This window comes from Tardibacter chloracetimidivorans, assembly GCF_001890385.1.
GTDB lineage: Bacteria > Pseudomonadota > Alphaproteobacteria > Sphingomonadales > Sphingomonadaceae > Tardibacter > Tardibacter chloracetimidivorans.
On record NZ_CP018221.1, the window covers coordinates 1,863,440 to 1,888,121 of the forward strand.

Genomic DNA, 24,682 nt, shown 5'->3' on the forward strand with positions numbered 1-24,682 from the left:
TGCTGAGCTACGGGGGCGCGCACCGCCTTGTGCGAAAGCGGCGGCCGGAGTTCAAGCCTAAAAGTCATGCGTCCGACCCGCCGGGGCGCACAGGCAGCGGCAACGGCATCACCGGAACGCCGTCTTCCAGCAAAGAGCGTGCTTCATCAGGCGAGGTTTCGCCATAGATCTGGCGGTGATCCTGCTCACCCAGGTGCATCGCCCGCGCCTCGTCGGCAAAGCGGCTGCCGACATAATCCGCGTTTTTCAAGAACGCGCCCTGCGCCTTGGCAAGCGCGGCAAGCATCTTCTTGCTCTGCTCGGGGTCTTCGCCGCCCGACATCGGAACCGGCGCGGCCCGCCCGTCGGCACGCCGGTTGCCCTTGGCCGCGACGGCCGGAGCCATCACCGCCTTTTCAACCTCGCCGCTGCCGCACACGGGGCAACTCACCAGCTTGCGCCGACGCTGGTCCTCCCAGTCTTCGGTCGAACCGAACCATGCCTCGAAAACATGCGCAGACGAACAGCGGATATCGAAAACGATCATCTGTCTTGCACCGGAGCCGAAAACCGTCGGCGGTGGCGGATGGCCGGAACGCGGCCGCGTACATCCTCAACCTGCGCCATGTCGATTTCGCACAAGGCGACGCCGGGCTCCGTCCCCATGTCCAGCAGCACCTCGCCCCACGGATCGATGACCAGTGAATGACCATAGGTGGACCGGCCGTCCTCATGCCGTCCGGTCTGGGCGGCCGCAACGACGAACACCCCCGCCTCGATCGCGCGCGCGCGCAGCAGCACATGCCAATGCGCCTCGCCCGTTGTAGCGGTGAACGCCGCCGGAACCGATAGCAAGGTCGCGCCTGCATCGGTCAACTGCTGGTAAAGCCCCGCGAAGCGCACATCATAGCAGATCGACATGCCCATTCTGAACCAGGGCGTTTCCGCCATGTCGGCCCGTTCGCCCGCGCGATAGGTGGCGGATTCCCGGTAACGCTCGCCCGAAGGCAGATCGACGTCGAACAGGTGAATCTTGTCGTAGCGCGCCCGGATTTCGCCATCAGCGTCGATGACGAACCCCCGATTGACAAGGCGGTCGGCCCCTTCCTCCTTCAGCGCAAGCGAGCCCAGATGCACCCACAACCCATGGCTTGCCGCCGCCTGCCGAACGGCGGCGAGCACCGGGTCATCGGCCTCCGTCACCGCCTTTTCCCTGATGCGGGCGGTCTTGCCGTCCAGCATTCCGCACATCTCGGGGGTAAAGGCCATTTCCGCCCCTTCCCCGGCTGCTTTCGCAAGCGCCTGCACAAGGTCGTGCACGTTGGCCGCGGGGTCGATCCCGCTGGTCGTCTGGATGATGGCTGCGCGCATGAATGACTGCGGCGTCAGGCGGCAAGCAACGGGTCGAGCCCGCCGGATGCGTCGAGCGCGGCCAGTTCGTCGGAGCCGCCGATATGCCTGTCGTTGATGAACACCTGCGGCACCGTGGCGCTCCCCGGCGCGCGTTGAAGCATCTCGGCGCGCTTCGGCCCGCCCATGGTGATGTCATATTCCTCGAAGCTCGCGCCCTTGCTCGCCAGCAGCTTCTTGGCGCGGGTGCAAAAGGGGCAGAGCATCTTCGTGTAGATTTCAACTTTCGCCATCAACAAGCTCCTTGCATGCAGACCTGTGGATCGCAGCGCCGCTTGTCAACTGTCGAGCGTTTTGAAAGGCAATGCCCGTGCCCAGGTCAGCACATGCACGGAGGTCGCGCCGGCGCGCAGCAACTCCCTGGCGCAGGCCCCCGCGGTAGCGCCGGTGGTCATCACATCGTCGACGAGAAGGACATTGCGGCCCTTGATTTGGGGCCTCGCCTTTTCCGCCACCCGAAAAGCGCCGCGCACATTCTGGAAACGCTGCTTTCGCCCAAGGCCCCCGCTGCTCGCGGTCGCGCGGCGGCGGACCAGCCCGTCCAGCATCAGCGCGGCCGCACTGTCTCGGGCAAGCGCGCGGGCGATCAGCCCGGCCTGATTATATCCGCGCCGCCAAAGCCGCCAGCGCGCGAGCGGAACGGGAATAATGAGGCTGCCGGGCGCATCCAGCCATTCGCTCGCGGCCAGGCGGATGTGCCGCGCCATCATTCGCGCCATATGCGTCCTGCCGCCATATTTGAAACGCATCATGATCTTGCGCGGCAGTTCCGCATAGACGATCGCCGCGCGCGCGCCGTTGAAGGTGGGGCGCTCTTCCATGCAGGGGGCGCAGAGCGCCGCTTCGCCCAGATCGGTCTCGAACGGCACCCCGCACGTAGCGCAGCGGGGCGCGCGGATGAAGCTCAGCCCGCTCCAGCAGGCGACGCACAGCGAATCGTCCTGCTCGACGATCAGCCCGCAACCAAGGCAGCGGGGCGGCAACGCAAGGTTCACCGCCTTCATGAACATGGACGCCAGGCGTTTGCGCATCGCAGGTTGAGCAACGGTCATGGCGGCGTCATAGCAGAGCCATGGACATCGCCGAGCCTTTTGATCGACGCTTGCGCCGGTTGCGGCGGGACCGCGCCGCCCCCCGCTTTCGGGAGCACGCCTTTCTGCGCGACCATATGGTTGAAGAGCTTCTGGCAAGGCTTGCCACCGTCAACCGCCGGTTCAGCCGCGCGCTTGATCTGGGCGCAGCCGACGGTGCGCTTGGCGTGCGCCTGCCGGTGGAAAGCGTGGTCTCTGCCGACGCCGGCTTTCGCTTCGCCAGCGGCACCGGCGGCGTGCAGTGCGACGAGGATCGCCTGCCCTTTGCAGACGGCAGCTTCGATCTGGTCGTATCGGCAGGCGCGCTGCATCTGGTGAACGACCTTCCCGGCGCGCTTGCGCTGATCCGGCGCGTGCTGAAGCCGGACGGACTGTTCCTTGCCGCATTTGCGGGCGGCGCTTCGCTCACGCGCACCCGCGCCGCACTGTTGGCGGGCGATATCGCCGCGACCGATGGCGCAGCGCCGCGCATCGCGCCGATGGTCGATGTCCGGGCGGCGGGTGACCTTCTTGGCCGCGCCGGCTTTGCGCTGCCCGTGGTCGATGTGGAGGCGGTCCCGATCCGCTATTCGGGGCTGCTGCCGCTGCTCCGCGACATAAGGGGCGCTGGCGATGCGGGCGCACCGGGTGCGCGCACGCCGCTGGGCCGGCACGCGGTCGCGGCCGCAGCGGCGGCATTCGATGCGGAAGCTGACGCCGACGGCCGGATCGCCGAAGTGATGGAGATCATCTATCTGACGGCGTGGTCGCCCTCCCCCGACCAGCCGAAGCCGTTGCGGCCGGGGTCGGGCAAGGTCTCTCTCGCCGACGTGCTGCGGAGGCCCGACGCCGGCATTTGAAAAGATATTGAGGTTGTCATGCTGAACTCGTTTCAGCATCCATGAACACAGGGGGCCGAGAACTGGATCGGCTCAATGTTCATGGATCCCCGCCTGCGCGGGGATGACTCCGGGAAGAGGGGCGAGGCTACAGCAACGCCTCCAGCAGGCCGATGAGCGGCTTGTCGGCGGGCGGCATCTCCAGCCCGTGCAGATCAACCGGCCGCACCCATTTCAGCCCCGCGGAATCGAGCGGGCGCGGCGTTCCGCTCCATTTGCGGCAGACGTAGAGGAGCAGGATCAGATGCCGGTCGCCCAGCGACTCGCTTGCAAAGCATGCGGGCGCAAGGCATGCGCTGCTCGTCTCTATCCCCAATTCCTCGCGCAGTTCGCGCACCAGCGCCACCTCCGGCGTTTCCCCATCCTCCACCTTGCCGCCGGGAAACTCCCACAGCCCCGCCATGCTGCGATGCGCCGAGCGCTGCTGCACCAGAACGCGGCCGTCGGCATCCACCAGCGCCACAGCGGTCACGAACAGCGGAAGGCCGGCCTGGCTGAGGATAATGGCTGTCATGACGATTTGTTAACGGCTCGCCTCTAGGTTTCGCACATCGCGGGGGCGGGGGCCCCCTGCAGGAGATCGATAATGGTGACCAGGCATCTAACCCGTCTCGGACGCGATGAACAGGGCGCGACAGCCATTGAATATGGGTTGATCGCGGCGCTGATCGTGATCGCGATGGTGGCGGGACTTGCCGCTCTCGGAGGTCAGACCACCAACATGTTCAACGACCTTTCCGAGAAGATCGACAACGCAATCGTCTAAGTTAACGAAGCGTCAACACAAGTAAATTGTACTGACACCATATCCGATAAATAATTTGTCAATTTTCGGTGTTTAGAACGGGGTCAGCTGCCCCAAAGGATGACGGGTCGGCGGGGTAAGTCGTCGGGATTTTGGATTTTGATTTGAGGAGAAGTAATATGTCTTTCATCCGTAAGATGCTCAAGAACGAAAAGGGCGCAACGGCCATTGAATATGGCCTGATCGCTGCACTCATTGCTGTCGCCGCCATCGCTGCTCTTGGCGCAGTTGGCGACGAACTCAATACAACCTTCGAAGCGGTCAACACTGCTCTGGTGAACGCAAACACCTAAGCTAATCGCAAACGCAAAGAAGGCGGCGGGGTTTTCCTCGCCGCCTTTTTCATGTCCGCCGTTCAGCGTTGGCCGTAGACGACCAGCTTCACCTTCTCGCCGGGACGCAGCGCACGGCCGGCTTCCAGCGCGTTGAGCGTCAGGAAGCGCTCCGTCTTCAAATCCGAATAGGCCATGCGATTGGCGAGCGTGGTCACGGTGTCGCCCTGCTTCACCGTGACCACATCGATCACGCGCGGGCGGATCGAGGCAGCCTCCGAATCACTCAGCCGCTTCATCGAATTGAGCATGGCGGCAAATGGCCCTGCCCCCGTGCTTCCGGGCGTGATCGTCAGGAAATGGAACGCCTGGTCGCCCGACCAGCGATAGGCGGTCACCGTCACATCCACCGGCCCTGACTGCGTGTTCGCCCGCGCGGTGGAAACAGCCGCCTCCAGGCCGTTCACCGTCGTCCGGCGTGGCTGGCTGTAGCTGATCTGCTGCCCGCCCACCGCCTGGAAGACCTTTCCAACATAGGCCTCCAGCCCGCCGCCGCCGAGGCTTCCGCCCGCAAACTGCGCCTGTCCGCCATTTCCCTGAATCGCGATGGATTGCGTACCGTTGTTGATCGTGAAGCCTGCCGGCGCTTCGAACTGGAACTTCAGGTCCGGGTGGCGAAAGACGCGCCCGTCGACCACACCCTGGTTGGGGTCATCGTCATAGATGGTTCCATCGAGCGCATTCAGGAAGACGTCGCGATTCCGCGTCTTGGCGGTTCCGCCCGCCGCCTCGCGCCGGGCCCGGGCCACGCGGTCCTGCGTCAGCGGGTGGCTGCGCGCCCAGCTCGGTACGCCCTTTTCCGCATCGCGACCGGCCAGTTGCGCGTCCAGGGCGCTGCTGCGGCCAAGCGAGTCGAGCATGTCGGCGGCGGCGAAGGGATCATAGCCCGCCCGCTTCAGATAGCGGATGCCGAGGTCATCGGCCTCATATTCCTGGCTGCGCGAATAGGAGAGCGTATAGAGCTGCGACGCCTGTCCAGCGATCTGCGCCAGTTCGGAGGAACCGGTCAGCACGCCGAGCAGCACCGATCCGATCGAGCCGATGGTCGAGCGCGTATTGCGCTTCTGGGAATGGCGCGCGGCCACATGGCCCACCTCATGCCCCAGAACCGACGCCAACTCGGCCTCGTCGTTCATCAGCGAAAGAAGCTGACGCGTCACATAGACATAGCCGCCCGGCACCGCGAAGGCATTCATCACCGGGGAGTTGAGCAATGTGATCGTGTAGTCCGACGCCGCATTGGCAAGGCCGGACTGCACCGCGATCTTGCGCCCGATCCGGGTCACATAGGCGGCCTGCGGCGCATTATATGCCCCGCCGAACTCCTCCAGAAGCTGCGGGTGCGCCTCTGCGCCCTGGGCGCGCTCGCTCTGCGACATCGACCGGATCTTGGAGCCGCTCTGCGCATCGGCGGGCGACTGGGTGCAGGCAACCGCCAGCGGCACGAGCGCGATGATCACGGCCAGACCCGCTTTCAGCATCCGATTTCTGTTCATGTTTCTCTCCGCGTTCCAGTCTTGAAAAAACATGGGCGGGGCACATGGTTCCGTCAACGGTACGAGATCAGGCGCTCATTTCCAGAAACTTGCGCCGCCGGTCCGCAAGGAGCGCGGCTTCCGTCATGGCGGAAAGCGCCGACAACTCTTCCTCCATCGCGTCGCCCAACGTCGCAATGGCCGCAGCCGGATCGCGGTGCGCGCCGCCCAATGGCTCGGCGACGATCCGGTCGATCACATTGAGCCGCTTCAGGTCGGCCGCCGTGATCCGCATCGCTTCGGCTGCATCGGCCGCCTTGTCGGCCGACCGCCAGAGGATGGACGCGCAACCTTCCGGCGAAATCACCGAATAGATCGCGTTCTCGAACATCAGCACCCGGTTTGCGGCCGCAAGCGCGATTGCGCCGCCGGAGCCGCCCTCGCCCACCACAGCCGCGATCATCGGCACGCCCAGCGACAGGCACGCCTCGGTCGAGCGAGCGATCGCCTCGGCCTGGCCGCGCTCTTCCGCTTCCACGCCGGGAAAAGCGCCGGCGGTGTCGACGAAGGTGATCACCGGCAGGCGGAACTGGTCGGCCAGCTTCATCAACCGGATCGCCTTGCGATAGCCTTCCGGCTTGGCCATGCCGAAATTGTGGCGCAGGCGGCTGGTGGTGTCATTGCCCTTTTCATGGCCCATCACCACCACCGGGCGGCCGCGAAACCTGCCGAGACCGCCGGTGATCGCGGCATCCTCGCCGAAATTGCGGTCGCCCGCCAGCGGCGTGAAATCCGTGATCAGCGCGGCGGCGTAATCCTTGAAGTGCGGCCGCTCGGGATGGCGCGCCACCTGGGTGCGCTGCCAGGGCGTAAGCCTTGCATAGAGGTCGCGAAGCTGCCGCTCGGCCTTGGCCTCCAGCCTTTCGACCTCGGCGGCAATGTCGATGCTGCCGTCGTCCGCGGAATCGCGAAGGTCCGCAATTCGCGTCTTCAATTCCGCAACGGGCTTTTCGAACTCAAGAAACGTGGTCATTGGCGCTTGGCGTTACTGGCGGGGGGGCTTGCCGTCAACGAGTGGATGCTTCGAAGCGACGAGTTCGACCAGCGCCTTCGTCTGCACATGGGTGTAGATTTCGGTCGTCGCGATGTCGGCATGGCCCAGCATCGCCTGCACCGCGCGCAGGTCTGCGCCGCCTTCCAGCAGATGTGTGGCAAAGGCGTGGCGCAGCACATGGGGGCTGATTCGCTCGGGCGGAATGCCTGCTTCCGCGCCAAGCGCACGGACAAGCTGGAACAGCCGCACACGCGACAGATGCTTCTTGCCCGAGGGAAAGAGATAGCGCGAATCCGGCGGCACATGGGCGACATGGCGCTCCACCGCCGCCTGCGCCCTTGCCGACAGCGGCGCCAGCCGCTCCTTCCCTCCCTTGCCGGTCAGCATCAGATAGGGCTGGGCGGGCCGAACCGCATGGCGCGGAAGCGAGACAAGCTCCGTCGCGCGCAGGCCGGAACCATAGAGCAGCTCCATGAGGGCCGAGAGCCGGTCGACCGCCGGGCCGGGCGCGGTCGCCCGCTTGCGCTCCAGCGCCTCGAACAACGCATCGACATCCTTGTGGGAAAGGATCTTCGGCAGCCCGCGTTCCCGCGTCGGGCGCGGCAGCGCGCGAGACGGGTCGTCCGCCCGATCCCCCTCATCGGCAAGAAACGCAAAGAACCGGCGCAGCGCCGATGCCTTGCGCGAAACCGTCGCCCGGCTGAGCGCGGACCAGTGGGCGGACAGTTTCTGCACGGCCTCTTCATCGGCCCCAGCCAGCCGCCCGCCAAGCAGTTCGGAAGCGCCCCCCAGATCGGCCGAATAGGCGAGCAGCGTATTGCGCGATGCCCCCGCCTCCGCCGCCATCATCTCGAGAAAGCGGGCGATCGCCACGCGGTCTTCTCCAGCCGGGGCGGCCGTTGCGCTCATGAACGCATCAACGCTTCCACCGCGATCATCCGCGCTTCGGGTTCGCGTCCCACCCGGCGAAGCGCCGCGACGATGTGGAACAGGTGCTGCGGCGGCACGCCATTCCATCTGGCCGTCTGCATGCCGATTGCGGCCAGCAGCGCAACCTCGCCACCCCGGCCTGCCGCCGCCGCGCTGTCGAGCTGACGCAGATAGCGGCTGCTGGCGGAAAGATTGGCACCATATTCGGCGCCCAGCTCGTCCACCACGCTGCCTTCCAGCCGCCCCAGCCCGGCGAGTGCCGCCACCAGCAACGCCGTGCGATGCCGTCCGCGTGCGCTCTCGTCGCGCTGCGCCCAGCCGCGAATGCGGCTCTCGGACACCGGAATGGCGCTGGGCGCGCCGATCGAAAGCAGCGCCCAGCCTTCAGTCGCATCGGAGTCGCTTGCGCCCTGAAGCACCGGCCACCAGCGCGCCGCCTGACGATCGAGCCCGGCCGAAAGCATGGAGCCGATGAGCGCGCCCGCCTGATCCACCAGATCCTCGTCCGGCTCGATCCGCGCCGCCGCGCGTGCGGTGAGGATGCGCGAAGTGTAGCCGTCGCGGCTGCGCATATCGCCGGTCCAGAGCGCTCCCAGCGCATTGAGCCGCTTGTCGGCATCCTGCTCGACATAGGCCCTGCGAAGCTTTCCGGCGGGCGTGTCGGCAATCTCGAATGGGTCGATCTCCTCGGCCAGCGCCGAATAGAGATCGACGAGATCGGCCGACGAGACCATGCCCAGTGCGGCGCCGGCACGGGCGGACGCGATCCGCTGCTCAAGGCTGAGCGCAGGCGCGCTTGCCCGCCATGCCTGCACCTGTGGCCCCGCCGTCCTCAGCAGCCGCGCCGGAATGTTCACGCCAGATGCCGTCGCAAGGCCGTAGCGGAAGATGTTCAGTCGATTCGCCTCGGTCCAGTCGACATTGGCGTTGCGCTGGCTGCCCGTTCCGGCCGCGGCGATTCGCTCCACCAGCAGCAGGTCGACATTGCCCAGCGCCTTGCGCTGGCGCGCCCGGTCGGTCAGCGCGGCCGCAAGGCTCGTATCGCCCGAAAGGCCCGCGCACATGGCCCGCGCCATCGGCCACAGCGCATCGCGCGAAAGGCTTTCACCGACATCGGCAATGGGGCAGAGCCCGCCGATGTCGGCATTGGCCAGCGCCACCTGCGCCGCCACGGCATAAAGGCGCGGCGTATAGCGATCCAGCGGCACCGCCTGCACCAGCATCCGCGCGCCATGGACGTCGCCGAGGCGAACGAGCAGCAGCGCCCGTTCGGCCACCCAGTCGGCGGGGCGCGATCCCGGCGCGGTGGGCACGCTGGAAAGCAGCGCCCGCCGGAGCACGATAGCCACCCAGCGCGAGGCGACGGGCGTGTCCAGCCGCTGCATCAGCGTGGTCAGATAGGGGCCGCTGGCGCTTCCGAAGGCGTCCTGCGGGAAGCCGGTCGTCCCGGGGCCGATCGCACCCACCCGGTCGATGGGACGGCTGACGGGCGGCGGCAGGCGATAGCTTTCCGGCTCCTCGCTTGCCGTCGCCTCGTCGGGTGATTCCGCCGCAGGCGCGCCTTCCGCCTGGCCTTCCATCGCGGGTGCGGGCGCTGGCGGCACGGCCGGAGCCACGGGCCGCGACGGCGCGGGCGGACCGAAACCCGGAGGCAGCAGCGATTCCGGACCCTCCTGCCCCAGCGCGGGTATCGCCGCCGCAATCGCCGCGACGGCAAAGGCGAGCGTGCGTCTAGAGACCCAGTTTTTCATTCGGGATCGGCTTTTCCACCGGCTTGGGCTGAACTTCGGTATCTATGAAGGAAAGCGCCGCAAGGACGCCCATGACGACCACGAGGACAAGTATCAGAAGGATCGCTGCACGCGACATTTGAGACCCCAGAGCAATTGGATGCGAACTGCTTTTGCCCGACATGCCCGCTCTGTGTATAGCCCCTCACGTCAATGAGCGCGCACAAGACATATACCGCCGGATTTAAGGTGGATCGCCCGATCGTCCTCATCGGGCTGATGGGGTCGGGCAAATCCTCGCTTGGCCGCCGCCTTGCCGTACGGCTCGGGCTGCCGTTCTTCGATGCCGATCACGAGATTGAGGCGGCGGCGGGCCGCACCATCAGCGAAATCTTCGAGAAGTTCGGCGAGGCGCATTTCCGCGACGGCGAGCGGCGGGTCATCGCCCGGCTGATCGACGGGGAACCGAAGGTGATCGCCACCGGCGGCGGCGCGTTCATGAACGAGGAGACACGCGCCCTCATTCTGGACAAGGCGATAGCGGTGTGGCTCGACGCCGACATCGACACTCTGGTGGAGCGCGTCGGGCGACGAGACCATCGTCCGCTGCTCAAGAACCGCGATCCGCGCACGGTGCTGAGCGAACTCGCCGCCGTCCGCAACCCGATATACGCCGAAGCGCCGGTGCGCGTGCCAAGCCGCGCCCAGCCGCATGAAGCGTCGGTCGATGCGATAATGGAGGCACTGGCCAATGCCCAGCGTTGAACTCTCGCTGGCAGAGCGCAGCTATGTCATCGACATCGAGCCCGGCCTGCTGGCAAGGGCGGGCGAAAGGCTTCTGCCCTATTGGCAGGGGCGGCCGCTTGCCGTGGTGACGGACGAGAATGTCGCCGCGGCCCAGCTCCCGGCCTTTCTGAAATCGCTGGAGACGGCTGGAATCACCGGAGAAGCCATTGTCCTGCCGGCGGGCGAAGGCACGAAGAGCTGGACGCACCTCTCCCAACTGGTCGACCGGCTGCTCGCATTGGGGGTGGAGCGCAAGGATCACGTGATCGCGCTTGGCGGGGGCGTGATCGGCGATCTCGTCGGCTTTGCGGCGTCGATCATGAAGCGCGGATGCAACTTCATCCAGGTGCCGACCACGCTCCTGTCGCAGGTGGATTCGTCGGTGGGCGGCAAGACAGCCATCAACACGGCGGCGGGAAAGAATCTGGTCGGCGCCTTCCATCAGCCGTCGCTGGTGCTCATCGATCCGCGCGCGCTTGCTACCCTGCCGCCGCGCGAGCTGAGGGCGGGCTATGCCGAGGTCGTCAAATACGGCCTCATCGACGACGCGCCTTTCTTTGAATGGTGCGAGGCGAACGGCCCCGCGCTGCTCGCGGGCGATGAAGCCGCGCAGGTTCATGCGATCCGCCACAGCGTGGAGGCGAAGGCACGGATCGTGGCGGCGGACGAACGCGAGACAAGCGGCGTCCGGGCGCTCCTGAACCTGGGGCACACCTTCGGCCACGCGCTTGAGGCGGAGACCGGCTTTTCCGACCGGCTGCTGCACGGCGAGGCGGTCGCCATCGGCATGGTGCTCGCCTACCGCTTTTCCGAGGCCGAAAGGCTGTGCGCGGCCGGTGCGGCCGATCGCATCGCCACGCACCTCCGGCAGTGCGGCATGAAAGCGCATCCGAAGGACGCAGGCGTCACGGCAAGCGGCCGAAGGCTGGTGGAACACATGATGCACGACAAGAAGATGGAAGGGGGAAAGCTTCCTTTCCTGCTCGCCCGAGGCATCGGCAAAACCTTCCTTGCCCGCGATGTCGCGCTGGACAGCGTCGCCGCCTTCCTCGACCGGACAATCACGCAGGGCTGATCGCGCGCCGACCCCGTGTGGCGCGTGGCGCGAGGGTCTTTCCTGATTAGATTGAAGCGCTCAGGCTGAGCTTGTCGAAGCCAGCGCTCCTTCCGCTAACCCTTCGACATGCTCAGGGTGAGCGGGGGTGAGTTCATCTAAACCGCACACTTTTAGGGGAACGACCCGGGCGTCTTGGCGGCTTCCGGCTCCGGCCGGAAAAACACCCAGGCAAGCAGGAACCAGCCGGAAAGCATAGTCAGCCCGCCCGCCGGAGTGATCGCCCCCAGCCAGCGCGGCGCGCCAAGGGTCATCGCTGCAAGCGTGCCCGCGAAAACCGCCGAACCGATCAGAAACAGCGCAGCGACCACGCGGCCGCTGCGGGCGGGAACCAGATTCGCGATGAATATCACCATCACCGCGTGAACCAGCATGCAGATGCCGCCGAGACGCAGCCACAGCGCCTCGCGCGGATGATCGACGCCATGGGCGGCGAAAGCGCACAGGATAAGCCCAAGCGCCCCCCAGATCGCCCCGGTTCCGCACAATCGACGTGAACTCTCGGTCATTTGTCCTCCGCGTCCACCGGCGTCGCCGCGGGAAGCGGCCCCGAACGATGAAACATCATTTCATTTCCGGAATGAAGGTCGCCGCTAACGGATTGCAGCGCAAGTCTTTCCTCGTCCCTGCGGCGGTACTCCAAATCGATCCTGTCGATCTGCCGACCCTCGACGCCCAGCTTTTCCAGCGCCATGCGCCCCAGCAGGATCGCCGATTCCCAGACCTCCCTCACCATTCCATTCAGCTCGGCGCCCTCCAGCGCAAGCAGATGCCGCCGGTCGAAGACGCGCGCAAGCACCGCCGCCTGCGGGAAAGCCTGTCGCACCGCCTCGATTACCGATGCCCCCAGCCACTCGCCGTTGACGCAATAGACGATGAGGTTGGCTTCCTCCGCGCCTGCACGCCGCAGCAGATCGACCCGGCTGCCGTCGCCATAATAAACCTTCATGCCGAAGCTGGCGGTACGCTCGATCTGTTCGGGGTTCGAATCGATGACGGTCACCGATGCGCCTTGGGCCATGATCATCTGCGCGACCGTCTGGCCGACCCGGCCATAGCCGATCACGATCGCGCGCGCGGCTCCGGCATTTTCCGGACCGTCGAGCGCGGCCGTGATCGGCGCGTCCTCGCGGTTGAACCTGCGGACCAGCGTCATCAGCAAGGGCGTGCTGGCCATGGACAGCGTCACCACCGCGCCGAACAGGCTGGCCGCCTCCGGCGCGATCAGCAGGGCGTCGCTGGCCTGGGCGAACAGGACGAAGCCGAATTCGCCGCCCTGGCTCAACAGCAGGCCCAGCGACAGCGCCGAGCGCCCCCGCATGCCGAACATGCGCGCCACGCTCCAGATCGCGAGGGTCTTGATGGCGATGACAAGAACAGCAAGCCCAAGCACGACATGAGGCCGCGAAACGACGGCATCGACATCCAGCATCATTCCGACGCCGACGAAGAAAAGACCCAGCAGGAGCGAGCGGAACGGTTCGATGTCGGCCTCAAGCTCGTGCCGGTAAGGCGAATCGGCGAGCATCACGCCCGCCACGAAAGCGCCGAGCGCGGCCGACAGGTGCAGCGCTTCCATGATGGCCGCCGCGGCCAGCACGGTGAACAGCCCGGCGACGACAAACAGCTCGCGCGCGCCGATGCGGCCGATCAGGCGGAACAGCGGGTTCAGGACGAAGCGCCCGGCCAGCACCAGCCCCGCGACCGCAAGCACGGTGTGGATCGCAAGCTGCCAGCCGGGCGGCGCGGCAGGATCCACCGGCGCGCGGGAGAGCGCGGCAATGATCGTGATGAGCGGCACGATCGACAAATCCTGGAACAGCAGGATGGAAAAGGCGCGCTCCCCGAAGGGGGTGTTGAGCCGCCCGCGATCCTGAAGCATCGGCAGCACCTGCGCGGTGGACGACAGCGCCAGCGGTAGGCCGACGGCGATCGCCGCGCCGAGGCTGAACCCGGTGACGAAATAGATCCCCGCCGCCAACAGGATTCCGGACACCACCACCTGCGCGAGGCCAAGGCCGAAGATATCCCGGCGAAGCCGCATCAACCGGCTTGGATGAAGCTCCAGCCCGATGATGAACAGCAGCAGCACGATGCCGATTTCGGCCAGCGCCATGATGTTTTCGGTGTTGCCAAGCAGTCCGAGCCCGTGCGGCCCGATCAGCGCGCCGGCCACCAGATAGCCAAGCGTCGCGCCAAGCCCCAGCCGCCGGAACAGCAGCACCGCAACCAGCGCGAAACCAAGATAGATGACGCTGTCCAGCAGCAGGCCGCCGTTGCCGTGCATCAGCCTTGCTTCCCCCCGGCAGCGGCGCGCGCGGCGGCTTCGGCGGCCGCCTCAAACGCGAGCAGGATCGAGGCGTGGCGGGCATGATGGGCCCGGGCGGGCGCAAAGACGTCAAGCCCCGGCCAGTCCCCCGGCGTCTCTCCCTCGCCCGCAAGATAGGCGCGAAGCGCGTCGCGCGCGGCGGCGATTTCCGCCCCCGACCGCCCGATCGCGCTGGCCCCCATCAACGCGGCGGACGCCTGCCCCAGGGCGCAGGCGCGCACCTCCTGCCCCAGCGCGCTGATCCGGCCCGCCGAATCAAGATCGACGTCGACGGTCACACGGCTCCCGCAGACCGGCGAGCGCTTCGCCACGCTCGCCTGCGGATTGGGCAGCCGGGCGGCGTGGGGTATGGACGCCGCCAGCCGGAGGATGCGGGTGTTGTAGAGCGCTTCTGCCATGGAGCGCATATAGCGCGAAATGCGCGGCTTGCACCTGCGATGAGATTGGTTGCCTACCTGCCTTGGCCGCTTGCGCCGGAATGCCCCAGCGGGTCGACGAGCTTATGGAACCGGTCTTGATGCGCCCGCGCCGGCTCATCTAGCAGCAAAGCTGGACGGGACGATGATGATCAATTTCGCTGCATTTCTCTATACGCTGCTGGCTGTCTTCGTGCTGGCCAGCATCTCGCGCAACCGGCGCGAACAGCGGCCGGACACACCCATTCTCAGCCTTGTCGGCTGGGGATTGATGTCCGCCTCCTTCACGCTCGCAGCGCTGCTGCTGGGGCTTGCCGTCTGGGCGGTGCTCCGGGCCTGAGCGCCCGTTGCAATAGGGCGGCGCTCTTGCTTTGCCCCGGTAATCCGGTCAAATCCATCGCGTGTCCTACGCGGTTTGCCTCCTTCCTTGCTGAGAGTCGCTTATCTGGCGGCGGGTTTCATGTCGCTGGGCCTTGGCGGGCTGGGCGTGCTGCTGCCCCTGCTACCGACCGTTCCCTTCATCATCCTCGCCGCCTTCTGCTTTGCGCGAAGCAGCACCGCGCTGGAACGCAAGCTTCTAGACAATCCGAGCTTCGGCCCGGCGATCAGGCTGTGGCGCGAAAAGGGAGCGATTTCCCGACGGGGCAAGCGGGCGGCGCTTGCGGCCTTTGCGTTCAGCGCCGTGCTTGGCCTTTTGGCCTCGCCCTTTCCCTGGTCGCTCATCCCCCTGGCCGCCGCGCTGATCGGCGGCACCTGGATCTGGCGGCGGCCGGAGGGGGAAGCCTGATCGCGCGTCAGCGGTTTCGCATCGCCTCCTCATAGGCCTTGCGCGCTTCGGCGCGGGTCCGCTCGCTCAGCCGCCCGCTCACCATGTCATCGAAAGTCGCCACGCTTTGCGACAGCGATTCGGACGTCTGTCGCGCAAGGCTTTCCAGATCCCCCTGATATTGCGGGATGAAGAAGAAATGGGTGGGCGGATGCGCGCGATAGAGGCTGCGGAACTTCTCGATATCGGCAAGCTCCACGCGCAGCAGCTTCAGCCGTTCGGCAGGCGTGATGCCGCTGATGCGCGGCGGCTTGATTCGCTGCATGTCCCACCAGACGAACGGAAGCTCGGGGTCCATGCGGCGCGCCTCGGCGATCATGATGTCGCCCGCCTGAAAGGACTCCGCGCCCCTCGCGGCGGCGACCAGCAGCGTCGCGTCCCCGGTCTTGCGCGCCAGCGCCTGCATTTCCTCCACAAGCTGCGCCCGACCCGTTACGGCCGATCCGGCGTCGAGATAAAGCTGCGCCGCATCCATCTTGCGGGGCGTGTGTCGCGCATAGAGCGCCCGGATTTCCTCGCGCGCCTTCGCGGGGTTGCGCTGCATGGTGTGGTACAGCCACGCATTGTTGAAATGATCGGCCGCCGAGGCGGGCCTTTTGATGATCATGTGCGGCTGCGCCATCTCGTGGAGGTCGCTCACATCGCTGCGGATGGCCGTCACATCGCTCTGGATCAGGCCAAGCTGCCGCCCCACCGTCTCTGTCGCCGACTGACCCTGACCGATCAGCATCAGCAGCACGAAGGCGGCGGTCGCGAACAGGCCGAAGCGGAAAGCGTCGCACGGCGCGCACTGCACCACCTCCTCGACGGCGGCCGGATCGCCCTCATTGACCATGAAGGCGCGCTGAAGGCAAAGCAGCGCCGCCGCCACCGTGATTCCGGCGAAGATGAGGACGAGCATTCCGGCGGAAAGAAACTCGGCGAAAAAGCTGACCAGATCGCCGAACAGGCCAACCGCGCCGCCGATGAGCGCGAACAGCGACGCACGCGCAGGCCAGAGGATACGCTTGATCAGGACCAATCGTGAAGTCGCCAACGTCATTCCCCCGCAGATGGCCAACGTTGCATATGCTTAATGACTTCAGCGCCACCCGTCACCCTGTTCAGCGGGGGTATGGACCATCGTGCTAGCGACAGAGGGTGCTCGCCGGCACATCCGTTCCGGTCAGGAGCCGGTGTAGCGGATCGCCAGCCAGAGGGTGCGCGGAGTCGCGCGTTCGATCAGGCCCGCACCCGAAATCCCCGCCTCGACCCGCCGGTCGGCAAGATTCTCCGCACGCGCCTCAACGCTGATCCCGGCGGCGAGCGGCACAGCCAACGCGGCATCAAAGGTCAAGGCGTCGTCCAGGCGGCGCACGTTCACGTCATCCTCGAACTGACTGGAGACATAGCGGCCGGTCACCGAAGCCGTCAGGCCGCCCTCCCCCAGCCAGCCGATCGTCGCGCTCCCCTGATGGCGCGGCGTCTGCGCGGGCCGCAGCCCGTCGAGCGCAAGCGCGGCCCCGGAAGCCCGGACCCGTGAATCGGCATAGGCATAGGACGCAGCAAAGCTCCACGGGCCATGGCTGAACGAGGCGTCGATCTCCAACCCTCGCGCCCTGATCGCATCAAGGTTCTGCCGCTGCCGTAAACTACCTTCGGGATCATCGTCGAGCGTGACATTGGCGATCGCGTTGTCGAGCTGGTTCCAGAACAGGGTCGCGCCCAGCCGCACGGTGCTCAGCGGCTGAAACTCGACCCCCGCCTCGACACCGGCCAGCCGTTCGGGGCGCAGCGCCGCATTGGCCACCGTCGTATCGGCCCCGACCCTGAACGGGCGGTAAAGCTCGTTTAGGGTGGGCAAGCGATAGCTGAAATAGCCGGCTGCCCGGAGCGTCAACGCGCTTGCAGGCTGCCAGGCAATGGCCGCGCGGCCCGTCGGCTCCCAATGGCTGCGATCGGCAAAGCTTTCGCCGCGCAGGGAATCTCCGGTCGCAAGCGTCCATTCCCTGATGCCGCCGTTTTTGATCTGCCACCGGTCGATCCGAGCGCCGCCGGTCAGCACCAGCCTATCGGCAAGGGCATGGCTGCCTTCGACAAAGCCGCCGATGGTGACGTTTCTGCCGCCCGCCCGGCGCGCCCGCGTTGGAAGGCCGCCGACGAAGAAGTAGAGTTCGTTGGTGCGGCCCACGGACTCGCGATAGTCCAGCCCCATCCGGATTTCGGTGCTGTCGCCCACGGGCGGGCGCAGCTCCAGCTTTGCGCCATAGCCGGTGGCGGGCACATTGTGCTGATCCAGCACCAGGTTCGCGGTCGAACGATCATCGCTCACACTTGCGAAGCGGGAACTGAACTCGCGCGACTGAAGATAGGCCAGCGCTTCCCACGCCCAGCTTCCCCGCCCGAGGAGGCGCAGGCTGGCATCGGCCCCCCGCGTGCTGTTGTCTGTAGAGGCGACGCCCCGCTCGCGATCGTCGCCGAACGCACCGGCCGATGCCTGCAGTTCGGTATCATCCCCGACCGGAACGACGGCCCGCGCACGGGTGCTCCACTGGCGATAGTCGGCAGGCCGGTCGGCGCTGCCCCGGCTTTCCTCCACGACCGGAATGAAGCCGTCGCCCCGGTCAAAACGTCCGGAAATGGTAACATAACCGGCACCGACATCGCCGGCCAACGCCGCGTCGGCGATCAGCGAATCCCTGCTGCCATAGGCGATGCCGCCGGATAGCAGAGGCAGTTCGCCCCGCGCCGCGCTTGCAAGCTCGATCGTGCCCGCAAGCGCACCGGACCCGAACGGCCCGGCGCCGCCGCCTCTTGTCACGCGCACATAGCCCAGCCGCCGCGGATCGAGCGATGGCCAGTCGATCCACCCGCCGAAGGGATCGGCCACCGGAACGCCGTCAAGAAGCACGAGAGCGCGCGACGATGCATTGCCGCCGAGGCCGCGTAGCGACGCCCCCTGGCTGGTGGGATGGGCGGAACGCGAGTCGGATCGACGGAACTGGTGGAACCCCGCCGCGTCACGCAGCACATCCTCCAGCCGGTCCGATGCCGACCCGGTCAATCGCTCGCGGGTGATGATCTTCAGGTCATAAGCGCTGTCGCCGATGCTGGACGGCAGGCCGTGGCCGGTGACGATGATCGGCGCGGGCTGGGCCGCCGCCGCGGATGCCGTCGAAACGCCCGCAAAGGCCATGATCCAGAAGCTGGGACGCACGCATACTCTCCCTGATTGCGATTGTTGTTTTCGTTGCGCCGCCGGCGATCAGGCCAGGAGTCGAGTTTCTATTCCCGCCCCGCACGCCAGCGGCGCCTGAGCGCAAGGCCATATATTGCGACCGCCGTCGCGGCAAACAGGAACCACTGCATTGCATAGCCCCGGTGCCCTTCGGGCGTGGTGGTGTTCGCCATTTCGGGCGTTGGCTGCGCCACCGGAATAAGGCCGGTCGGCGGCTGTTCAGCATAGAGGATATATTGATCGGCGGATTCAGTTCCGCTGTGGAGCAGCCGGCCGGTATAGCTGTTGGCCGTCCCCCTGGGCAGCGCGCGTTCGGGCCGCTCGGTAATGCCAAGGCCGATCGTCACCCGGTCGTCACCCGGCCTTCGGACGCAAGCCGCCGGCTGCAGCCAGCCGGACGTGCCGCCGCGTCCCGTTCCTGCCTTGGGCTGAAGATATTCGATCCGTTCGCAGGTCACGCGAAAGCGGCGATAGTCCAGCCCCGGCGGCAGGGTGGAGGGGAGATCGGCCGTGGCCTCCAGCAGATTTCCTGCGGCGCGCGCGGTCAGCGTTTCCTTCCATTCGGCACGGCGCAACTGCCACATGCCGAGCGCGATCATCACCGCAACCGCGATCAGGACCAGCGCCGTGGCCAGCAATGGCACACGCCGCATCGTCACCTGTCGTCCCGCCTGCCTTCAGCCGCCTTGTGACGGAACTCGAGCGCGAGCAGCGCGGCCTTGGATATGCGCAGGCTCCATATCACGGCGATTGCGGTCAACGGCACCCAGAGCAGCGCATGCACCCAAAGTGAGGGGCGGAATGCGGCATCCGTCACCAGCGCAAGCACGGTGATGACCGCGCCGATGATCAGCGTCAGAAAGGCGGCGGGGCCATCGCCGACATTATAGGCCGAATAATCAAGCCCGCAGGCGCGACATTGCGGAGCGAAGCCGACAAGCCCGTCGAACAGCGTCTTCGCCCCGCATTGCGGGCAGAGCCCGCCGAGCGCAGCTTCGACCGGGCTCGGCTGCCGCACCTCCTAGTGTGCCGCCAGCGGCGCGGCTCCGAAGTCCGAACCCCATACATAGATGGAGATGAACAGGAACAGCCACACCACGTCGACGAAATGCCAGTACCAGGCAGCCGCCTCGAAGCCGAAGTGCTGCTTTGGCGTGAAATCGCCATTGTAGAGCCGCTTCAGGCAGACGGCGAGGAAGATGGTGCCCACCACCACGTGAAAGCCGTGGAAGCCGGTCGCCATGAAGAAGGTGGCACCATAGATGCTGCCCTTGAAGCCGAACGGCGCGTGATAATATTCAAACGCCTGAATGGCGCTGAACACCACGCCAAGCCCGATGGTGCACCATAGGCCCTTCTTCGCGCCCTCGCGGTCGCCATGGATCAGCGCGTGATGCGCCCAGGTGATCGTCGTGCCCGAGCAGAGCAGGATCAGCGTGTTGAGCAGCGGCAGGCCGAAGGGGTCGATCACCTCCAACCCGACCGGCGGCCATGCGCCACCGATGACCTCGGCGCTGGACGGAAACAGCGACGCATCGAAATAGGCCCAGAACCATGCGACGAAGAACATCACTTCCGAGGCGATGAACAGGATCATCCCATAGCGGTGATGAAGCTGCACCACGGGCGTATGATCGCCGCTGTTGGCTTCCCGCACGACGTCCGACCACCAGGCGTAGAAGGTGTAGAGCACACCCGCCAGGCCAAGGAAGAACACCCATTTGCCCCAGGTCTCGTCGTGCATCCAGCCGATGCCGCCCGCCGCCATCGCCAGCGCGGTGAATGCGCCGATCAGCGGCCAGGGGCTGGGCGGCAGAATATGAAAGTCGTGGTTCTTGGCACCGGCCATCGCACTTATCCCTTTGTACTTGTCTTGGCGTCCCGGCCGCTGTCTGCGCTGCGGTCCACGGGATAGAAGGTGTAGCTCAAGGTTATTTCGCTGATCCGGCGCGCCACCGGATCATCGAGGATCGCGGGATCGATATAAAAGGTGACCGGCATGTCAACCGATTCACCGGGCTTCAGCGTCTGCTCGGTAAAGCAGAAGCACTCGATCTTCATGAAATATTTGCCCGCCTCGTCGGGCGAGACATTGAACACGGCAGTGCCCGTGACGCTGGCGGCCGACTGGTTCACAGCCTTGTAAAAGGCGAGCTGCTTTCCGCCGATCGGCACGGTGACGGCCGTCTTTTCGGGACGGAACAGCCAGGGCAGGCCGCCGCTGGTGTTGGAATCGAACCGAACCGAAATGCTCTTGCCCGGAACCGGCGGTGGAGCCTCGACGGCGCGCTGCGTGGTGCCGCCCCAGCCCGTCACCTGGCAGAACAGCCGGTACAGCGGCACGCTTGCATAGGCGACGCCGATCATCGCGATCGCTGCAAGCGCCGCGATCAGCCCGACCCTGCGGTTGGCCCGCGCATTGGAAACGGAGGTCGCCGCCATCAGATCAACTCATCTTCGCGATGGTGATGGCGAAGAACAATATCGCCAGCGCGCCAAGCACGACGCCCATCGCCACGGCGCGGCCCCGCTGACGCTTGCGGTAAAGCGCGAGTTCCTCGGGCGTCATGACAGCAGCATCCTGTCGGCCATCAACGCACCGAATAGGATGAACAGGTACAGCACCGAAAAGGCGAACATCTGCCTTTCGGCCGCCATCTTCGCCGGCTCGGTCTCGTGGCTCATCGCGACGCGCGCCGCCAGCAGCAGGAATGCTCCGGTCAGGGCCACGGCGGTTGCGCCATAGACCGGCCCCGTCAGCCCGAGCAGCCATGGCGCAACGGCGCTGGCCGCCATCGGCAGGCTATAGATGAAGACCTGCCGCCGCGTCGTCCTGCGTCCCGCGACCACCGGCAGCATCGGAATGCCGGCCTTGGCATAGTCCGAGTTGATGAAGAGCGCGAGCGACCAGAAATGGGGCGGTGTCCACAGAAAGATCAGCGCGAACAGCAGCACCGGCAGGGCCGTGATATCGCCCGTGACGGCCGCCCAGCCTATCAGCGGGGGAAAGGCGCCGGCCGCGCCACCGATCACGATGTTCTGCGGCGTGCGGGGCTTCAGCCAGATGGTGTAGACGAACACATAATAGAGGATGGAAACCGCCAGGATCGCGGCCGACAGCCAGTTGACCGCCAGACCCATCAGAAGCACCGACCCGGTGCCGACCGACACGCCGAAGGCAAGCGCCGCGCCCGGCTCCATCCGGCCGGAGGGCAGCGGGCGGTTGGCGGTGCGCTTCATCAGCGCGTCAGTATCGGCCTCCCACCATTGATTGAGCGCACCCGCCGCGCCCGCCGCGAGGGCGATGCACAGCACGGCGACAAAGCCCAGCAGCGGATGGATGGAATCGGGCGCAGCGACAAGGCCGGCGAGGCCCGTGAAGACGACAAGCGACATCACACGCGGCTTGGCAAGGGCGACAAAATCGCGCCAGTCAGCCGGCAATGCGGCCTCCCCCCTCCTCTGGCGGGAAAGCGCGCCGGATTGGTCCGCCGCGCCTTCTCTGCCTGTGATGTCTGCCAGACTCGCCATTACACTAGCTGATACGCGGCAGCGTTTCGAACTGGTGATACGGCGGCGGGCTGGACAATGTCCACTCCAGAGTGGTCGCGCCTTCGCCCCAGGGATTGTCGCCCGCCTTGCGGCCTGCGGCCAGCGAGACGAACAGGTTGATGAAGAAGGCGATCACGCCCAGCCCCATCACGCCATAGCCCATGGTCGCGATGTGGTTCCAATAGGCATAGGCATCGGGATAATCCGGGATGCGCCGCGGCATGCCGTCCAGCCCCAGGAAGTGCATGGGGAAGAACAGCAGGTTCACGCCCACGAAGAACAGCCAGAAGTGAACCTTGCCGAGAAACTCGTTCATCATCCGGCCCGAAATCTTCGGGAACCAGTAGTACCAGCCAGCGAACAGCGCGAACACGGCACCCAGCGAAAGCACATAGTGGAAGTGCGCCACCACATAATAGGTGTCGTGCATGACGGTATCGATGCCGCCATTGGCGAGCACCACGCCGGTCACGCCGCCGACGGTGAACATGAAGATGAACCCGATCGCCCACAGCATCGGCGTGTCGAACCGGAGCGATCCGCCCCACATGGTCGCGATCCACGAGAAGATCTTGATGCCCGTCGGCACCGCGATCACCATGGTCGCTGCCGTGAAGTACATCTTCACATTCACGTCGAGCCCCACGGTGAACATGTGGTGCGCCCACACGATGAAGCCGATCACGCCGATCGCGACCATCGCATAGGCCATGCCGAGATAGCCGAACACGGGCTTGCGGCTGAAGGTGGCGACGATGTGGCTGACCATGCCGAAGCCCGGCAGGATCATGATGTAGACTTCGGGATGACCGAAGAACCAGAACAGATGCTGATAGAGGACCGGGTCGCCGCCTCCCGACGCGTCAAAGAAGGTCGTGCCGAAATTGCGGTCGGTCAGCAGCATGGTGATCGCGCCCGCAAGCACCGGCAGCGCCAGCAGCAGCAGGAAGGCGGTCACCAGCACCGACCAGACGAACAGCGGCATCTTGTGCAGCGTCATGCCCGGCGCGCGCATGTTGAGGATGGTGGTGATGAAGTTGATCGCGCCGAGGATCGACGATGCGCCCGACAAGTGGAGCGACAGGATCGCCATGTCCACCGCAGCGCCGCCATTGTGCCCGGCGGTGGAAAGCGGCGCATAGACCGTCCAGCCCGTGCCCGCGCCGTTGAACCCGGCGGGGCCGCCGACGAACATCGAGCCGAGCAGCAGGATGAACGAAGGCACCAGCAGCCAGAAGCTGACGTTGTTCATGCGCGGAAAGGCCATGTCCGGCGCGCCGATCATCAGCGGCACGAACCAGTTGCCGAAGCCGCCGATCATCGCGGGCATGACCATGAAGAACACCATGATCAGGCCGTGGGCGGTGATGAACACGTTCCACAGATGATAGGCGCCGTCCAGGCTGCCCGCCCATTCCGGCAGATACTGCATGCCCGGCGCGGCGAGTTCCAGCCGCATCAGGCCCGAGATCACACCGCCGATGATACCGGCGATTAGCGCGAAGATCAGATAGAGCGTGCCGATGTCCTTGTGGTTGGTGGACATGAACCAGCGCGCGAAGAACGCGGGCTTGTGATCGGCGTCATGCGCATGGTCGTGGCCGTGCGGGCCAGTGAATGCGTCGGCGGTTACATCCGTCATTGCTTACGCTCCGAACTCAAATCTGGGCAGGCGCGGCTGCGGGTGCAGCGGCGGCCTCCGGTGCGGCGGGAACGGCTGCTTCGGGCGTGATGCCCGCCGCCGCCTGCTTGGCCGCAAGCCATGCCTGATATTCCGCCTCGGGCAGCACTTCGACCGCGATCGGCATGAAGCCGTGCTTGGTGCCGCAAAGTTCGGAACACTGGCCGTAATACACGCCCGGACGGTCCACCTTGAACCATGTCTCGTTGATGCGGCCGGGCACGGCGTCCATCTTCACCCAGAAGCTGGGCATCGCCCAGCTGTGAATCACATCGTCGGCCGTGACGAGCAGCTTCACGACCTTTCCGGCCGGAACGACCATGCGGTTGTCGACGCCCAACAGGCGCGGGTCGCCCCGCTTCGCCGCATCTTCGTCCGACAGCATGACGGAGTCGAAGGAAAGTTCGCCCGCGTCCGGATATTCATAGGTCCAGTACCACTGGTGCCCCACAACCTTCACCGTCAGATCGGCCTTGGGCGGATCATATTGCTTGGCGAGCAGACGGATCGAAGGAACGGCGATGCCGATCAGGACCAGCACCGGGATCAGCGTCCACGCCACCTCGATCGCCGTGTTGTGCGACGTCCTGGACGGCGTCGGGTTCGCGCTGGCGCGATAGCGCACCACGACCCACAGCAAAAGCGCGAGCACGAACAGGCAGATGATCGTGATGATCGGCATCAGCACGGTGTCGTGCATCCACCGGCCATAGTTGCCGACATCGGTGAACTGTTCCTGAAGCTCAATCGCCTCCGGCACCGGCATTCCGATGCCTTCCGTCGGCTTCAACTCCACTACGGCCGGAGCCGGAGCGGACGCTCCCGCATCGGCCGCCACAACCTCCGCAGGCGCAGGCACAGTCGGAGCCGCCTCCTGCGCAAACGCAGCAGCGGGTAACATCATCAGCGCCAGACCCAGCGCCAAGGTCTTTGTACGTCCCATTCTACCCCCGGTAGACATGACAGAAGCCGCGCCCGGATAGAGCGCGGCCAGCCGGAATCGCGGGCCTTATAGGAAAGCCTCCTCCCGGCCACAAGCATTCTAGGCTTGAGAATCGTTCGCAATTCCAAAGCCCG

At 65.8% G+C, this 24,682-nt stretch carries 30 protein-coding genes; 7 read left to right on the forward strand and 23 right to left on the reverse strand.

Going from position 1 to position 24,682, the window contains the following annotated elements; all coding sequences use genetic code 11:
• Window positions 1-64 precede the first annotated feature (64 nt).
• From BSL82_RS09750 to BSL82_RS09765, 4 genes are read right to left on the reverse strand one after another with little or no spacing between them, the layout of a single operon-like run.
• The gene (locus BSL82_RS09750; RefSeq protein WP_072597205.1) at window positions 65-526 is read right to left on the reverse strand and encodes a DUF1178 family protein; all 462 of its coding nucleotides are present in this window, start codon (window positions 524-526) and stop codon (window positions 65-67) included.
• A complete protein-coding gene (locus BSL82_RS09755) occupies window positions 523-1,350 on the reverse strand; it encodes a carbon-nitrogen hydrolase family protein (protein WP_072597206.1) in 828 nt (275 codons plus the stop codon). Before BSL82_RS09755 ends, BSL82_RS09750 begins: the two co-directional genes overlap by 4 nt.
• A 14-nt stretch (window positions 1,351-1,364) precedes the next feature.
• Window positions 1,365-1,622, reverse strand: a complete 258-nt coding sequence (gene grxC / locus BSL82_RS09760) for a glutaredoxin 3 (protein WP_072597207.1) — start codon at window positions 1,620-1,622, stop codon at window positions 1,365-1,367.
• A 45-nt stretch (window positions 1,623-1,667) separates the two neighbouring features.
• Complete coding sequence (locus tag BSL82_RS09765; protein WP_226998417.1) at window positions 1,668-2,441, reverse strand: ComF family protein; 774 nt, start codon at window positions 2,439-2,441, stop codon at window positions 1,668-1,670.
• Window positions 2,442-2,461: 20 nt separating this feature from the next.
• On the opposite strand from BSL82_RS09765, the gene BSL82_RS09770 reads away from it, so the two are divergent.
• Window positions 2,462-3,319 (forward strand): class I SAM-dependent methyltransferase, encoded by an 858-nt coding sequence (locus tag BSL82_RS09770; RefSeq protein ID WP_072597208.1) that lies wholly within the window; start codon window positions 2,462-2,464, stop codon window positions 3,317-3,319.
• A gap of 127 nt (window positions 3,320-3,446) precedes the next feature.
• Here the strand turns inward: BSL82_RS09770 and BSL82_RS09775 are convergent, their stop codons facing one another.
• Window positions 3,447-3,872: a (deoxy)nucleoside triphosphate pyrophosphohydrolase gene (locus tag BSL82_RS09775; RefSeq protein ID WP_072597209.1), complete on the reverse strand. Its 426-nt coding sequence runs from the start codon at window positions 3,870-3,872 to the stop codon at window positions 3,447-3,449.
• Window positions 3,873-3,944: 72 nt separating this feature from the next.
• Between BSL82_RS09775 and BSL82_RS09780 the strand changes: the two genes are divergently transcribed.
• Window positions 3,945-4,124, forward strand: a complete 180-nt coding sequence (locus tag BSL82_RS09780) for a Flp family type IVb pilin (protein ID WP_226998418.1) — start codon at window positions 3,945-3,947, stop codon at window positions 4,122-4,124.
• A 158-nt stretch (window positions 4,125-4,282) separates the two neighbouring features.
• The gene (locus BSL82_RS09785; protein ID WP_072597210.1) at window positions 4,283-4,456 is read left to right on the forward strand and encodes a Flp family type IVb pilin; all 174 of its coding nucleotides are present in this window, start codon (window positions 4,283-4,285) and stop codon (window positions 4,454-4,456) included.
• A 62-nt stretch (window positions 4,457-4,518) separates the two neighbouring features.
• Here the strand turns inward: BSL82_RS09785 and BSL82_RS09790 are convergent, their stop codons facing one another.
• From BSL82_RS09790 to BSL82_RS20490, 5 genes are all read right to left on the reverse strand, one after another.
• Complete coding sequence (locus BSL82_RS09790) at window positions 4,519-5,991, reverse strand: M48 family metalloprotease (protein ID WP_072597211.1); 1,473 nt, start codon at window positions 5,989-5,991, stop codon at window positions 4,519-4,521.
• 67 nt (window positions 5,992-6,058) lie between these two features.
• Window positions 6,059-7,003 carry an acetyl-CoA carboxylase carboxyltransferase subunit alpha gene (locus BSL82_RS09795; protein WP_072597212.1) on the reverse strand — a complete coding sequence of 315 codons (945 nt, stop codon included), beginning with the start codon at window positions 7,001-7,003 and terminating at the stop codon, window positions 6,059-6,061.
• Between the two features lie 12 nt (window positions 7,004-7,015).
• Entirely contained in the window at window positions 7,016-7,933 is a 918-nt protein-coding gene (locus BSL82_RS09800) for a tyrosine-type recombinase/integrase (protein WP_072597213.1), read from the reverse strand.
• The gene (locus tag BSL82_RS09805) at window positions 7,930-9,705 is read right to left on the reverse strand and encodes a hypothetical protein (protein WP_072597214.1); all 1,776 of its coding nucleotides are present in this window, start codon (window positions 9,703-9,705) and stop codon (window positions 7,930-7,932) included. Before BSL82_RS09805 ends, BSL82_RS09800 begins: the two co-directional genes overlap by 4 nt.
• Window positions 9,686-9,823: a hypothetical protein gene (locus tag BSL82_RS20490; protein ID WP_158010806.1), complete on the reverse strand. Its 138-nt coding sequence runs from the start codon at window positions 9,821-9,823 to the stop codon at window positions 9,686-9,688. The genes BSL82_RS09805 and BSL82_RS20490 overlap by 20 nt, the downstream gene beginning before the upstream one ends.
• Window positions 9,824-9,897: 74 nt before the next feature.
• On the opposite strand from BSL82_RS20490, the gene BSL82_RS09810 reads away from it, so the two are divergent.
• Complete coding sequence (locus BSL82_RS09810; protein WP_072597216.1) at window positions 9,898-10,449, forward strand: shikimate kinase; 552 nt, start codon at window positions 9,898-9,900, stop codon at window positions 10,447-10,449.
• Window positions 10,436-11,545 (forward strand): 3-dehydroquinate synthase, encoded by a 1,110-nt coding sequence (gene aroB, locus BSL82_RS09815; RefSeq protein ID WP_072597218.1) that lies wholly within the window; start codon window positions 10,436-10,438, stop codon window positions 11,543-11,545. Before BSL82_RS09810 ends, aroB begins: the two co-directional genes overlap by 14 nt.
• Window positions 11,546-11,697: 152 nt before the next feature.
• Here the strand turns inward: aroB and BSL82_RS09820 are convergent, their stop codons facing one another.
• From BSL82_RS09820 to BSL82_RS09830, 3 genes are read right to left on the reverse strand one after another with little or no spacing between them, the layout of a single operon-like run.
• The gene (locus BSL82_RS09820) at window positions 11,698-12,093 is read right to left on the reverse strand and encodes a DUF423 domain-containing protein (protein ID WP_072597220.1); all 396 of its coding nucleotides are present in this window, start codon (window positions 12,091-12,093) and stop codon (window positions 11,698-11,700) included.
• Complete coding sequence (locus BSL82_RS09825) at window positions 12,090-13,871, reverse strand: monovalent cation:proton antiporter-2 (CPA2) family protein (protein ID WP_072597222.1); 1,782 nt, start codon at window positions 13,869-13,871, stop codon at window positions 12,090-12,092. Before BSL82_RS09825 ends, BSL82_RS09820 begins: the two co-directional genes overlap by 4 nt.
• On the reverse strand, window positions 13,871-14,311 hold the full coding sequence (locus BSL82_RS09830; protein WP_072597223.1) for an iron-sulfur cluster assembly scaffold protein: 441 nt from the start codon (window positions 14,309-14,311) through the stop codon (window positions 13,871-13,873). Before BSL82_RS09830 ends, BSL82_RS09825 begins: the two co-directional genes overlap by 1 nt.
• Before the next feature lie 163 nt (window positions 14,312-14,474).
• On the opposite strand from BSL82_RS09830, the gene BSL82_RS09835 reads away from it, so the two are divergent.
• Entirely contained in the window at window positions 14,475-14,669 is a 195-nt protein-coding gene (locus BSL82_RS09835; RefSeq protein WP_072597224.1) for a hypothetical protein, read from the forward strand.
• A gap of 87 nt (window positions 14,670-14,756) precedes the next feature.
• Window positions 14,757-15,116 (forward strand): YbaN family protein, encoded by a 360-nt coding sequence (locus BSL82_RS09840; RefSeq protein ID WP_072597226.1) that lies wholly within the window; start codon window positions 14,757-14,759, stop codon window positions 15,114-15,116.
• Between the two features lie 7 nt (window positions 15,117-15,123).
• Here BSL82_RS09840 and BSL82_RS09845 read toward each other — a convergent pair whose 3' ends face one another.
• The 10 genes from BSL82_RS09845 to coxB all read right to left on the reverse strand — a co-directional run bounded on the left by BSL82_RS09845 (window position 15,124) and on the right by coxB (window position 24,548).
• Window positions 15,124-16,197 carry a hypothetical protein gene (locus BSL82_RS09845; RefSeq protein WP_158010808.1) on the reverse strand — a complete coding sequence of 358 codons (1,074 nt, stop codon included), beginning with the start codon at window positions 16,195-16,197 and terminating at the stop codon, window positions 15,124-15,126.
• A 123-nt stretch (window positions 16,198-16,320) separates the two neighbouring features.
• Window positions 16,321-18,351: a TonB-dependent receptor gene (locus BSL82_RS09850; protein ID WP_226998419.1), complete on the reverse strand. Its 2,031-nt coding sequence runs from the start codon at window positions 18,349-18,351 to the stop codon at window positions 16,321-16,323.
• A gap of 68 nt (window positions 18,352-18,419) precedes the next feature.
• Window positions 18,420-19,025 (reverse strand): SURF1 family protein, encoded by a 606-nt coding sequence (locus BSL82_RS09855; RefSeq protein ID WP_072597230.1) that lies wholly within the window; start codon window positions 19,023-19,025, stop codon window positions 18,420-18,422.
• A 2-nt stretch (window positions 19,026-19,027) separates the two neighbouring features.
• Complete coding sequence (locus tag BSL82_RS09860; protein WP_072597232.1) at window positions 19,028-19,390, reverse strand: DUF983 domain-containing protein; 363 nt, start codon at window positions 19,388-19,390, stop codon at window positions 19,028-19,030.
• A 3-nt stretch (window positions 19,391-19,393) separates the two neighbouring features.
• Complete coding sequence (locus BSL82_RS09865) at window positions 19,394-20,221, reverse strand: cytochrome c oxidase subunit 3 (RefSeq protein WP_072597234.1); 828 nt, start codon at window positions 20,219-20,221, stop codon at window positions 19,394-19,396.
• 5 nt (window positions 20,222-20,226) lie between these two features.
• Window positions 20,227-20,814, reverse strand: coding sequence for a cytochrome c oxidase assembly protein (locus BSL82_RS09870; protein WP_072597236.1), 588 nt, complete (start codon window positions 20,812-20,814; stop codon window positions 20,227-20,229).
• 4 nt (window positions 20,815-20,818) lie between these two features.
• Complete coding sequence (locus BSL82_RS21555) at window positions 20,819-20,941, reverse strand: cytochrome c oxidase system small membrane protein (RefSeq protein ID WP_257786769.1); 123 nt, start codon at window positions 20,939-20,941, stop codon at window positions 20,819-20,821.
• Window positions 20,938-21,903 carry a heme o synthase gene (locus tag BSL82_RS09875; protein WP_083579132.1) on the reverse strand — a complete coding sequence of 322 codons (966 nt, stop codon included), beginning with the start codon at window positions 21,901-21,903 and terminating at the stop codon, window positions 20,938-20,940. Before BSL82_RS09875 ends, BSL82_RS21555 begins: the two co-directional genes overlap by 4 nt.
• A gap of 4 nt (window positions 21,904-21,907) precedes the next feature.
• Window positions 21,908-23,566, reverse strand: coding sequence for a cytochrome c oxidase subunit I (gene ctaD / locus BSL82_RS09880; RefSeq protein WP_072597240.1), 1,659 nt, complete (start codon window positions 23,564-23,566; stop codon window positions 21,908-21,910).
• Between the two features lie 16 nt (window positions 23,567-23,582).
• Window positions 23,583-24,548, reverse strand: coding sequence for a cytochrome c oxidase subunit II (gene coxB, locus BSL82_RS09885; protein WP_072597242.1), 966 nt, complete (start codon window positions 24,546-24,548; stop codon window positions 23,583-23,585).
• Window positions 24,549-24,682 lie beyond the last annotated feature (134 nt).